Below are 10,952 nucleotides of genomic sequence, written 5' to 3'. Positions count from 1 at the left end.
AAGTCGATGGGAGACTCGATAATGGAAATACAAGACTACCTGCGGATACTGCAAGCACGATGGAAAATCATCGCCGTGACGACCGTAGTTGCTATTCTCGGCGCGCTGGGAGCATCACTGCTCACCACGCCGATGTACGAGGCGTCGACCCGCATGTTCGTGTCCACGTCGTCCGGGGCATCAGTCAACGAGATATACCAGGGCAATCTGTTCTCGCAGCAGCGAGTGACGTCCTACACCAAGCTGCTCACCGGTGAAAATCTCGCGCAGCGAACCATCGACAAGCTCGGCCTCGACATGACGGCGCCCGCACTCGCATCGCAAGTGAAGGCCAGCTCGGCGCCGGACACGGTGCTGATCGACGTCAAGGTGCAGGATTCGTCGCCGGAACGCGCCCGCGATATCGCCAACGCGCTGTCCGACGAGTTCGTCGTCATGGCACGAGAATTGGAAACGCCCGAGCGTGGCGGCGCGCCGGCGGCGCGCGTCGTCGTCGAGCAGCAGGCACAGACGCCGTCGGTGGCGGTCTCCCCGAAAACCGAACGGAACCTGGCGCTGGGTGCAGCGGTGGGCTTGCTGCTCGGTCTCGCGCTGGCAGTCCTGCGTGATCGCCTCGACAACACGGTCAAGGATCGTCGCACCGTCGAGGAGCTGGCCGGATCCGCACTGATCGGCACCATCCCGTTCGATAAGGACCGGCAGACGCAGCAGGCCATCAATTTCGCCGAGGGGCACTCGTCGAGCGCGGAGTCCTATCGCGAACTGCGGACCAACCTCCAATTCCTCGAGGTCGACAACCCGCCGCGTGTCATCGTCGTCACCAGTTCGCTGCCCACCGAGGGCAAGACGACCACCGCCATCAACATCGCGCTCGTGTTGGCGGAGGGCGGCCAGAACGTGTGCCTGGTCGAGGGTGACCTCCGTAAGCCGCGGGTGTCGAAGTACCTCGGTGTCGTCGGTTCCGTCGGTCTCAGCAGCGTCCTGGCGGGCAAGGCCGACCTCGACGCCGTGCTCCAGCCGACGCAGTACGCGGGACTCACGGTTCTGGCGTCCGGACCGATCCCGCCGAACCCGAGTGAGCTCCTCGGAACGGAGACGGCGCGCCAGGTGCTGGCGGATCTGCGCGGACGGTTCGACTACGTGATCGTCGACGCGTCACCGCTCCTGCCGGTCACCGACGCGACCGTGCTGACCGCGATGTCGGACGGCGCGCTGGTCATCGCGCGGCACGCCGAAACCAAGCGGGATCAGCTGTCGAGGGCGGTGGGCAACCTGCACAGCGTGGGGGCAACCATCCTCGGAACGATCATCACGATGACGCCGAGTCGCGGACGGGGCGTCTACGAGTACAAGTACTACTACGAGACCGACAAGTCTCTGCCGCAGATGCAGCAGGCCGTCCCCGTGCAGCCTGCCGTGCAGCAGCAGCCCCCTCAGCATCAGGCACCGCAGCCGCCGGCACCGCAGCCGCCGGCACCGCAGCCGCCGGCACCGCAGCAGCCGACCCCGTACGTTCGCGACGAGTACCCGTCGCACGAGTACGGTCCGAACGGGGGAGATCCGCAGGAAGTGCCGGCCTATCAGGGTGCCCCGGCCTACCCGGGTGACCAGAGTCAGCAATGGTACGGCGGTCCCGACCACTACGGCAACGAGCAGCAGGCGGGCGCACCGGTGCCAACCGCACCGAGACGCACCCGCCGCTACCGTGACGACCAGGAAACCTGGTCAGAGGCGGACGCTCCGCGCGACCACACCCAGTAGTTCGGCGATCTCGGACCCGATGGTCAGGAAGGTGTCTTCGTCCTGTCCCATCGGGTCCGGAACGTCCTCCGGCGACTCGCCTGCCTTGTGTCTGGGACGCGCAGCAGCCAGATCGGCCACCGACTTCGCATCCGCTGCCTCGGCCAGACGGGCGGCTTCCTTGAGGGTGAACGTCTTCTTCAGCTGCTCAGGGGCCAAAGCGAGCACCTTCTCGCGCTGACGCTCGGTCATCGTCAACACCAGATCGGCCTCTGCCGCCAGATCGGCGGTGAGCATCCGCGCGGTGAAATCGCTCGGATCACCCCCGAGTCCCTCGAGGACTTGCGCGGCCGTCGGTTCCATCGGGCGTCCGACCGCGGCGCGTGTACCTGCACTTTCGGCAGTCAGATCGGTGATCCCGAGCTCCTCGGCGTATGCCACTGCGAGGCGCTCAGCCGTTGGGGAGCGACAGACGTTTCCGGTGCAGACGAAGAGAACATGCATGGGCGAAGCATAGGGTCTCGGCCCGCACCGTTCGTACACGCACTGTTGGCTTCGAACATCAGTCGGGTAAATATCGCGCTCACCTGCGCTGGTTATCAAGGGTGCATGCGCTGCACCGTGTTTGGAACCGGATACCTGGGAGCCACCCACGCCGCCTGTATGGCGGAACTGGGCCACGACGTCCTGGGCGTCGATATCGATCCCGGAAAAGTGGCGAAGCTCTCCTCCGGGGAGGTCCCATTCTACGAGCCGGGGCTCGGGGAGGTGCTGCGCCGGAACATCGACGCCGGGCGACTGCACTTCACCACGTCCTACAGCGAGGCCGCCGAGTTCGCGGACCTGCATTTTCTCGGTGTCGGCACCCCGCAGAAGAAGGGGGAGTACGCCGCGGACCTGCGGCACGTGCACTCGGTGATCGACACGCTCGCGCCGCTGCTCGATCGTCCCGCCGTCATCGTCGGCAAGTCGACCGTTCCCGTCGGGACGGCGGCGGATCTGGGTGCGCGGGCCCGGGCGCTCGCCCCGGCGGGTGACGCCGTGGAAGTGGCGTGGAATCCGGAGTTCCTGCGGGAGGGCTTCGCCGTCGAGGACACCCTGCACCCCGACCGGATGGTGCTGGGTGTGGACCGGCAGCGCCCCGGACGCGCGGAGACCGAGTTGCGCGAACTGTATGCCCGCCTGCTCGGGGAGGACATTCCGTTCCTGGTCACCGACCTCGCCACCGCGGAACTGGTGAAGGTCTCGGCCAACGCGTTCCTCGCCACCAAGATCTCGTTCATCAACGCCATCTCCGAGGTGTGCGAGGCCACCGGCGCCGACGTCACCCAACTCGCCGACGCCCTGGGATACGACGCGCGGATCGGCCGGCGCTTCCTCAACGCCGGCCTCGGCTTCGGCGGCGGCTGCCTGCCCAAGGACATCCGCGCGTTCATGGCGCGGGCGGGTGAACTGGGCGCGAACCAGGCACTGCACTTCCTCCGGGAGGTCGACAGCATCAACATGCGGCGCCGCACCCGGATGGTGGAGTTGGCGGCGCAGGTGTGCGGGGGTTCGCTGCTCGGCGCCAACGTCGCCGTGCTCGGCGCGGCGTTCAAGCCCGAATCCGACGACGTCCGTGATTCGCCGGCACTCAACGTCGCGGGAATGATGCAGCTGCACGGGGCGGTGGTCAGCGTCTACGACCCGAAAGCGCTGGACAACTCGCGAAGACTGTTCCCGACGCTGAACTATGCGACGTCGGCGGTCGAGGCGTGCGACAACGCCGACGCGGTGCTTCTGCTCACCGAGTGGGCGGAGTTCGCGGCCCTGAAACCGGAGGATCTGAACGATGTGGTGCGTGCGCGGGTGATGGTCGACGGCCGCAACTGCCTCGACGCCGCGGATTGGCGCGCCGCCGGGTGGGTCTACCGGGGGCTGGGGCGGGGCTAGCGCGCGCAGATAACGGATTGTGACTTCGCGGTACCCGCGATAACGGGTTGACGATCTGCGCTCCTGGGGCAGCGGCGGCCGGTAGCGTCAGCCTCAATCGCAACGGAGGGCTGACGATGTCGAAGGCACGTCACGGATCCCTACTCGCGCTCCTCGCCGCGGTCATCTGCGCGTTCGGCGTCGCGCCCGCTCACGCTGCGGAGGTTCCGACCCTGCCGGGACCCCCGCAATCGGACGCGGGCGCGGCGATCTCGTACGCGAAGCACCATCCGCATTCCGCGCCGCCCGGGACCAACGACTTCTCGTGCCGCCCTGGTCCCGCGCACCCTCATCCCGTGATTCTCGTTCACGGCAGCGACGGCAGTGCCTATTCGAACTGGGCCGGGTTGAGCCCGAAACTGAAGGCCGCCGGCTACTGCGTGTTCGCCCTGAACTACGGACAGAAACCGGGCACCGAACACTACGGGATGCAGACGATGACCCAGGGGGCAGCCGAACTCGAGGTGTTCGTCGACGACGTACTGTCCGCCACCGGTGCGGACGAGGTCGACCTGATCGGGCACTCGCAGGGCGCGACGGTGGCCCGTTACTACACCAACAGGCTCGGCGGGGCCTCGAAGGTGAACCGCTGGATCGGTATCGCGTCGCCGTCCTACGGTGGAACGTTCTTCGGGATCGCCACGGCTCTGCAAACGCTGCCCGGCGGCAACGAACTGATAGTGGGGATCGGTTCGGAGGCTCTCGCCGAGCAGGTGCAGGGATCGCCGTTCCTCGCCGCGCTCAATGCCGGCGGGGATACGGTCCCCGGCGTCGAATACACCACGATCGGGACGCGGTACGACGAGGTGATCCAGCCGTACACCAACGTGACGCTGCACGACCCCGGTGCCACCAACATCCTCGTCCAGGACCTGTGCCCGATCGATCAGACCGGACATTTCAACCTGCCCTACGACCCGTTCTCGCAGCAACTGGTACTCAACACCCTCGATCCCACGCACACGGTCGTGCCACCGTGCATGTTCGTGCCACTGGGCACGGGCATCGCGGGAGTGATCATCGCGAGCAACTTCTGAGTTGTCTCCCGCCGAACGGTTGCCCGGTTGCCCCGTCGGACCGCTTCGCTAGACTGCGGCCATGGAGTGGGGGGATTCCGGATCGAACCCGTGCACAGTCGAAGGCGGCCCATGAGTTCGGTTCTAGGTGTGTCGGTCGGTGCGAGCGCTGTGCGCTTGGCACGACCCGACTCCGTGAACCGTGACGACGCCGGGAGCCGGCTCGTCCCCGATTTCCGGGCCCAGGTCGTCGCCGCAGGGCGGGACCTGCCGGAGGAACTCGCCGCCGAATCGATCGGCGTCGTCCTCGCCGGGGCACCCGACGCCGGGCAGGTCCGGGCCACCGGGGTCGCCTACCGCGACGAAGCCCAGGCAGGCGCCGTCCAGGCGGCGATGGCCCGGCAGCAGCTCGCCAACTACCAGCTCGTCACCGAGGCCTCGGCGGCACTGAAGTTTCTCGACGTCTCGGGCGCCCTCGGCCACCATGCGACGCTCGTGTTCTACGACCTGGGCAGCTCCGGGCTCACCGTGAGCGTCGTCGACCGGGCGACGGGGGAGGTGGTCGAGACGGCCCGCACCGACACCGTGAGCGGAGACGTCTTCGACCGGCTGATCCGCGACAACCAGTTGGAGAACAAGCGGATCGAGGAACCCGGCGACGCGGCCGCCGGCCTCGCACTCGACCTCCGCTGTCGTGAGGCGAAAGAGCGGCTGTCCACCGGCGGCGCCGTCGCGGTGCCCGGCGACGGCGGACTGCTGTTGCTCTCCCGCGACGTGTTGGACGGGCTGATCGGTGTCACCGTCGAATCCTCGGCGCGCCTCGCCCGCGACGTGATCACGAGGTCGGGACGAACCCCGGATGCGGTGGTGCTCATCGGCGGCGGTGCACGCATTCCTCTGGTGCGCACGGTGCTGCAGTCGTGGCTCGGATTGCCCGTCGTCGTTCCCGATCACCCCGAACTCGTTGCGGCACAGGGTGCTGCGCTGCTCGCCCAGCAGGTGGTGCCGCCACCCGCCGAGGTCGCCAGGGTCCTCCCGCCGCACTACACACCGCGATCCACATTCGAGACGGCCGTATCGAGCGGATTCGACGCCGCCGTCTCGAACCAGGCTCCGAGCGCGACCGTCGCACGCACCGGTGCGCCGTCGAGTACTCCGTCCTGGCTGAGCGCCGCCGCGCCGCCGCCGAGTCAGCAGGTGGCCAAGCTCCAGATCCGGGGGGCCGCGCTGGCGGGGAGCGCACTCGCCGTGGTGGCGGTGATCGGTCTCGGGCTCGGGTACGGCAAGAACCTGCTGGCACGCACCGAGGGCTCGTCTCAGCCGGTGACCACGCAACTCACCACCGCGTCGCCGGTTATCACCGAGATGGCCACGCCGTCGCCGACGCCGCCCCCGCCGCCTGCGACGTCCGAGGCCGTCGAAGCGCCGGTCCAGACGGCGTCGCAGATCCGGATTCCCGAGCCGGCGCCCGCACCGCCGCCCCCACCGCCCGCGCCGCTGTTCCCCGGTCTGCCGCAGGTTCAACTGCCGCCGTTCCAGCTGCCCGAACTCCCCAGGTTCCCGGGAACGTAGTCGTCACCGCTCCGCGGGCTTACCATGGGAATGGTTCCGGCGTAGAGAGGATGTGTGCAGTGTCTGCAAATCCAGCGGAGTTCCACAGCACTCCCAGCGTTCCCAGGCCTTCGGCGGCCGCGCCGGCAGAAACGCGCCGGCTCGTCGCCTATACGAAGCCGATCCTGAAGATGTTCCCGCCCACCAGCGAGCATGCGGCCAAAGTGACGATGCTGACCGTCTACGCGCTGATGGTCATCGCCATCGCCTTCATCGTCCTCCGGGAGTTCGGCGCCTTCAGCTAGCGGTCGCCGCACTACTTGGAATGGCGGCCACCCCGTGACGACTTGACCGCGGGGGTCGTGTCGGAAGGACCCGCGCCGATCGGACGTGCCAACATCACCGCGATCCCGGTGGTCAGCGGAACCGACAGTGCCAGGGCGATGCCACCGACCGCCGAACGCACGATCTCGATGGCCACGGCATCGCTGAGCAGCACGTCCTGGATCGACCGCCCCGCCACACTGAACAGCAACAGCAACGGCAACGCCCCGCCGGCATACGCGAGGACGAGGGTGTAGACGGTGCTGGCGATGTGATCACGACCGACGCGCATCGCCGAACCGAAGATCTGACGCCGGGACGCGTCGGGGTCCAGCGACGCCAGTTCGAACGCCGACGCCGCCTGCGTGATGGTGACGTCGTTGAGCACACCGAGCGAGCCGATGATGAAGCCGGCCAGCAGGAGCCCGGTGATGCTGACGTGCTGTATGTACGTCTGGACGTTGGTGTTCTGCTCCTCGGAAAGCCCTGTCAGACGGGTCATCTCGATGGTGGCGTAGGACAGGACCGCGGCCACCAGCATCGACGCGAGAGTGCCCAGCAACGCCGAACTCGTTCGCAGGGAGACACCGTGAGCGAGATACAGCACGGCATACAGGATCACGGCGCCGGAGACGAGAGCCACCGGAATCGCGGGTTGTCCGTCCAGCAGGGCCGGGAGCGTGAACAGGACGAGCACACCGAACGAGACGACGATGCCGACGAGCGCCCGGAAGCCGCGCCAGCGCGCGACCGCGATCACGACGACGGCGAACGCGAGTGCGATAAGGGTGACGGGCAGGCCGCGGGCGTAGTCCTCGAACGAGTACTCCGTTGTGCCGTTCACGTCCGTCTGACGGGACAGCCGGATGCTCTCGCCGACCCGGAGGTCGGGTTGCCCGGGTCCGGGAATGATTTCCAGCAGTGTCTGGGTACCGGAGTTGGGACCGGACTCGATGTCGACGATGCTGCGCTGGCACTCGTACGCACCGGCGGGCGGCGGCAGCGGGGTACCGGTGAAGACGCGCCCGGCCGACGGACTTCCACAGTCGCCGATGTTCTGCATCGTGACCGTGCCCGACTCCGTGACGACCGCACCCCCCTGGGCGCTCTGGAAGGGCTGTTCGACGTCGGCGCCCGGCTTGCCGGGCCACAACGCGATGGCGCCGATGAGCACCGCGACACCGATGGCGACGAGGAGCCCGACAACCACCTTGGCGGCCACGGGCCCCATCGGGGCCGGTCCGTCGCTGTGGCCGTGTCCGTGTCCGTGGCCGTGTCCGTGGAATTCGCTCATCGGCCGCATCGCGTCGGCTGCTGGGTGGATTGTCTCCGCACGCACGACAGGGTAGTCGGACGACAGCCGGTGACGCTGTGACGGAAGTGGCGTGAGGTACCAGTGTTGCCGACCTGTCAGGTTTGTATTGCTCGCATATCGCTTATATGGCGCCGGTGCGATTCGATATCGAAGCATGGCACGCAGCAGTCAATGTGCAGCGAACGCCGAACTCCACGGAAGGGTGGTCCGGAACTCCGAACGCGGGTGTGTTCCGCGGACGCTGAGCCGCTGCGCGGAGAGATTTACCGAGCTGGGTGGCGGGGTACAGGGGGGGTTGACCCCGCCACCAACCTGGCGCCCACTGGGGGGAGGGGCGACAGGTGCTCGCGGCACTCAAGGTGCCGGTTGCTAATCTACCGACACGGTACGGGTATTCGTCAACCGGGTATGTGAAATCGCCCACAATGTCGTGACCTGACACCCGACGGTTGGTCGGCGTCACCGTCCCACACCCGGTCGCGACGACGACACCGATCCTGCCAGCCAGCCCCGGGCCAGCCACTACAAACACTCACAGACGGTTCAGTCGGCACGGTCGCTGACACAGCCATGTCGCCGCCGGGAGCCGGAAAGCTAGGACGACGTGAGTGCCGTGAGGTCGACCCAGGCGGTGATTTCAGCGCCATCGCGGACGAGATCCACTCCAACGCTCCCGTCAAGCGGTGAACAGCGGCGCTATCTGGCTTCGTGCGAACGAACAGTGCATCGAATCCATCGGCGCGAGCCCGGTCCAAGAGATGCCCGAGCACAGCACCGCCCACGCCAGCACCACGGTGGGAACGGCCAATCCACACCCCGGCATCAACCGCTCGGGCCGGTTCTTCCAAAAGGCATAGGCGAGCGGCCGGCCGGGGCCCTCGCGTTGAAGGCCGCGCTTGTGCTGGCCGAGTTGGCGGGCCGGGGCTGAGGTCATCCGCCGGATTGCCGACGTGCACCGCGGTGAAGACGGCTGATCCGCGGCCCCGGGGTGGCTGGATTCGGTCTCGTCACGGGCACGGAACCGGACCGCGGTGACTGCTCAACCCTTGTCGCTGTGATGGATCAGCTTCCCGTCGCGGACGTCGCGGACGTCGCGGGTCCAGAGGGTGTAGTCGAGCGCCGAGAGCGCCAGATCGATGTCCGCGCGCGGACCGGTGCGCCAGCCGACGACCTTGTTGGCGAATGCGTCTGTTGCTGGTCACTGAATCTGCAGACGAGGCAATCACAGCGGGCAACGGTCGAGTTATCCGAATCTCATCAACGGCGTCCAATGTGTTCAATTAGTGACATCAAAAGCGCTGGTGAAAGAAGTATTAGCGACATTCACGGTTGATTCAAACTGGATTCTAGAACCTCGCGTTGCTTGGGGTTTACTGCGGCTTTCTAAGGGTAGTTCTGGACCGGTTCAGCGGCAGGCCCTGGACGCCTTGCGGTGGCTGTCAGATGCCCCAGAAGCGGTCCGGCCGCCGCACCGTGATGACGTGGTCGAGGGGCCGGCCCCGGTACTTGTCGAGCTTGATCTGGAAGAACTCGGCGATACCGGGGGACTCGACTAGGTCGAGGATCGTCTCGACCTTGGCTGCGACGGGACCATCGGGTTCGGCGCGTAGTACGCGCAGCAGCGGCCGCCAGTCAGTGAGGTTGCCATACTCGAGCAGGTTGAGTAGGTCTTGCTCCTGCAACACGTGAGGGTCGGCGTCGTCGTCGTGAATTGTGTTGTAATACAGATTCTTCGACACCGTGAACCTCCTTTTCTTTGGTTGCTACTCGACGTCGGCTGCGATCTGCTGGCAGCGAATTCGGACCTGATCCCAGTCTTGCAGGTCTTTCTGGAGTGCGGCCAGTTCGTTCAGTGCTGCTTGCGGGTTGGATTCTCCCGCGGGTCCGACAGCGCGGCGATGAGTTCCCGTGCGAGGGAGCCGGCGGACTTCTGCTCCTGATAGTAGTCGTCGAACTCGGCGATTGGACCGTTCCCGATTTGGTGGACAGTCGCCTGATTCAGATTAGCGACCGGCTCCCGACCGTGAAGGGACAGCAATGGGATCGACGAGACGTAGCTTCACAGCCGAGTATAAAAAGCAGGCACTACAATTAGTGCTCGACGGAACAACAGCCACGAAGGTTGCCGCAAATATCGGTGTTCACGAAAGGACTTTGAGGAAATGGGTGAATAGCGAAAACGCGGACGGCGCCGAGTCGGACAGGCCGCTCGATATCAATGAGCGCGCGGAACTCGAACAAGTCCGGAAAGAAAACGCGCACCTGAAGATGCAATTGGAGTTCGCAAAAAAAGTAGCGACCTGGTTCGCGAAAGACCAGCGGTAATTTTCGCTGCGATCGCGGACTGGGCTGACTCCGGCACCTACCCGGTCTTGTTCATGTGCGCCGAACTGGACGTTTCCCGCTCCGGCTACTACGCGTGGCGCACCCGCCCGATCAGCGGCCGGGCATGCACCGACGTCGAAGTGAGCGAGCTGATCGTCACCCTGCACGCCGAGCTGCGGGGCAACCCCGGCGTCCGACGCATGCGCGCCGAGCTGCACACCCATGGAGTGAACATGGGCCTGAAACGAGTGTGGCGGCTGATGAAGGCCGCTGGCCTGCGCGGACGCCATCCACGACAGTGGAAACGCACCACCGTCGCCGGTGATACACCTGTGCCGGCTCCCGATCTGATCTGATCGGCCGCGACTTCACCGCCAACAGCCCCAACCTGCGGTGGTGCGGCGACATCACCTACATCAAGACCTGGGACGGCTGGGCCTGCCCGGCCACCGTCATCGACCTGCACTCACGCAAGGTAGTCGGCTGGTCGCTCGCCGATCACATGCGCACGAGCCTGATCACCGACGCACTCGAGATGGCGATCACCCACCGAAATCCATCGGCCGGGGTGATCTTCCATTCCGATTAAGCCCAATACCGTTTATTTATGGCGAGGGCACGGAGTCGCCCGAGAGGACGAGCGGTCTGCGGTCTACGCAGGGCGCGTTGCGGTGGTGCGGGTGCTTGACGTGGAAGACGGACATCTTGCG

Annotated in this window: 13 protein-coding genes; 8 read left to right on the top strand and 5 right to left on the bottom strand. The window is 66.2% G+C overall.

What is annotated here, in order from left to right:
• Positions 1–21: 21 nt before the first annotated feature.
• A complete protein-coding gene (locus ACFWAY_RS14685) occupies positions 22–1,761 on the top strand; it encodes a polysaccharide biosynthesis tyrosine autokinase (protein WP_378511034.1) in 1,740 nt (579 codons plus the stop codon).
• Here ACFWAY_RS14685 and ACFWAY_RS14680 read toward each other — a convergent pair.
• A complete protein-coding gene (locus ACFWAY_RS14680; RefSeq protein WP_378456214.1) occupies positions 1,726–2,244 on the bottom strand; it encodes a protein tyrosine phosphatase in 519 nt (172 codons plus the stop codon). The two genes, ACFWAY_RS14685 and ACFWAY_RS14680, sit on opposite strands and share 36 nt — an antisense overlap.
• A 105-nt stretch (positions 2,245–2,349) precedes the next feature.
• Between ACFWAY_RS14680 and ACFWAY_RS14675 the strand changes: the two genes are divergently transcribed.
• The 4 genes from ACFWAY_RS14675 to ACFWAY_RS14660 all read left to right on the top strand — a co-directional run bounded on the left by ACFWAY_RS14675 (position 2,350) and on the right by ACFWAY_RS14660 (position 6,583).
• Complete coding sequence (locus ACFWAY_RS14675; RefSeq protein WP_005563241.1) at positions 2,350–3,672, top strand: UDP-glucose/GDP-mannose dehydrogenase family protein; 1,323 nt, start codon at positions 2,350–2,352, stop codon at positions 3,670–3,672.
• A 116-nt stretch (positions 3,673–3,788) separates the two neighbouring features.
• Entirely contained in the window at positions 3,789–4,748 is a 960-nt protein-coding gene (locus ACFWAY_RS14670; RefSeq protein WP_378511033.1) for an esterase/lipase family protein, read from the top strand.
• A gap of 111 nt (positions 4,749–4,859) precedes the next feature.
• On the top strand, positions 4,860–6,299 hold the full coding sequence (locus ACFWAY_RS14665) for an Hsp70 family protein (protein ID WP_378511032.1): 1,440 nt from the start codon (positions 4,860–4,862) through the stop codon (positions 6,297–6,299).
• A gap of 59 nt (positions 6,300–6,358) precedes the next feature.
• Positions 6,359–6,583: a hypothetical protein gene (locus ACFWAY_RS14660; protein ID WP_378511031.1), complete on the top strand. Its 225-nt coding sequence runs from the start codon at positions 6,359–6,361 to the stop codon at positions 6,581–6,583.
• An 11-nt stretch (positions 6,584–6,594) separates the two neighbouring features.
• Here ACFWAY_RS14660 and ACFWAY_RS14655 read toward each other — a convergent pair whose 3' ends face one another.
• From ACFWAY_RS14655 to ACFWAY_RS14640, 4 genes are all read right to left on the bottom strand, one after another.
• Positions 6,595–7,896 carry a YibE/F family protein gene (locus tag ACFWAY_RS14655; protein WP_378511030.1) on the bottom strand — a complete coding sequence of 434 codons (1,302 nt, stop codon included), beginning with the start codon at positions 7,894–7,896 and terminating at the stop codon, positions 6,595–6,597.
• A 419-nt stretch (positions 7,897–8,315) separates the two neighbouring features.
• Positions 8,316–8,699 (bottom strand): hypothetical protein, encoded by a 384-nt coding sequence (locus ACFWAY_RS14650; RefSeq protein WP_378511112.1) that lies wholly within the window; start codon positions 8,697–8,699, stop codon positions 8,316–8,318.
• A complete protein-coding gene (locus ACFWAY_RS14645; RefSeq protein WP_378511116.1) occupies positions 8,594–8,851 on the bottom strand; it encodes a hypothetical protein in 258 nt (85 codons plus the stop codon). Before ACFWAY_RS14645 ends, ACFWAY_RS14650 begins: the two co-directional genes overlap by 106 nt.
• 505 nt (positions 8,852–9,356) lie before the next feature.
• Positions 9,357–9,656, bottom strand: coding sequence for a hypothetical protein (locus ACFWAY_RS14640; RefSeq protein WP_378511029.1), 300 nt, complete (start codon positions 9,654–9,656; stop codon positions 9,357–9,359).
• A 298-nt stretch (positions 9,657–9,954) separates the two neighbouring features.
• On the opposite strand from ACFWAY_RS14640, the gene ACFWAY_RS14635 reads away from it, so the two are divergent.
• The 3 genes from ACFWAY_RS14635 to ACFWAY_RS14625 are packed head-to-tail and all read left to right on the top strand — an operon-like array spanning position 9,955 to position 10,831.
• On the top strand, positions 9,955–10,242 hold the full coding sequence (locus tag ACFWAY_RS14635) for a transposase (RefSeq protein WP_378511028.1): 288 nt from the start codon (positions 9,955–9,957) through the stop codon (positions 10,240–10,242).
• Positions 10,243–10,295: 53 nt separating this feature from the next.
• Positions 10,296–10,598, top strand: a complete 303-nt coding sequence (locus ACFWAY_RS14630; RefSeq protein ID WP_378511027.1) for an IS3 family transposase — start codon at positions 10,296–10,298, stop codon at positions 10,596–10,598.
• Positions 10,595–10,831 carry a transposase gene (locus tag ACFWAY_RS14625; RefSeq protein ID WP_378511111.1) on the top strand — a complete coding sequence of 79 codons (237 nt, stop codon included), beginning with the start codon at positions 10,595–10,597 and terminating at the stop codon, positions 10,829–10,831. Before ACFWAY_RS14630 ends, ACFWAY_RS14625 begins: the two co-directional genes overlap by 4 nt.
• Positions 10,832–10,952 lie beyond the last annotated feature (121 nt).

Origin of the sequence: Rhodococcus sp. NPDC059968 (assembly GCF_042738615.1) — a bacterium.
Lineage (GTDB): Bacteria > Actinomycetota > Actinomycetes > Mycobacteriales > Mycobacteriaceae > Rhodococcus_F.
Note: the sequence above shows the minus strand (reverse complement) of the source record. Positions and strands in the feature narration are given on the sequence as shown.

Coding starts and splice junctions, on each gene's coding strand:
- ACFWAY_RS14630 (WP_378511027.1), top strand. CDS start 10,296: ATGTGCGCCGAACTGGACGTTTCCCGCTCCGGCTACTACGCGTGGCGC.
- ACFWAY_RS14675 (WP_005563241.1), top strand. CDS start 2,350: ATGCGCTGCACCGTGTTTGGAACCGGATACCTGGGAGCCACCCACGCC.
- ACFWAY_RS14665 (WP_378511032.1), top strand. CDS start 4,860: ATGAGTTCGGTTCTAGGTGTGTCGGTCGGTGCGAGCGCTGTGCGCTTG.
- ACFWAY_RS14655 (WP_378511030.1), bottom strand. CDS start 7,896: ATGAGCGAATTCCACGGACACGGCCACGGACACGGACACGGCCACAGC.
- ACFWAY_RS14635 (WP_378511028.1), top strand. CDS start 9,955: ATGGGATCGACGAGACGTAGCTTCACAGCCGAGTATAAAAAGCAGGCA.
- ACFWAY_RS14670 (WP_378511033.1), top strand. CDS start 3,789: ATGTCGAAGGCACGTCACGGATCCCTACTCGCGCTCCTCGCCGCGGTC.
- ACFWAY_RS14680 (WP_378456214.1), bottom strand. CDS start 2,244: ATGCATGTTCTCTTCGTCTGCACCGGAAACGTCTGTCGCTCCCCAACG.
- ACFWAY_RS14685 (WP_378511034.1), top strand. CDS start 22: ATGGAAATACAAGACTACCTGCGGATACTGCAAGCACGATGGAAAATC.
- ACFWAY_RS14645 (WP_378511116.1), bottom strand. CDS start 8,851: ATGACCTCAGCCCCGGCCCGCCAACTCGGCCAGCACAAGCGCGGCCTT.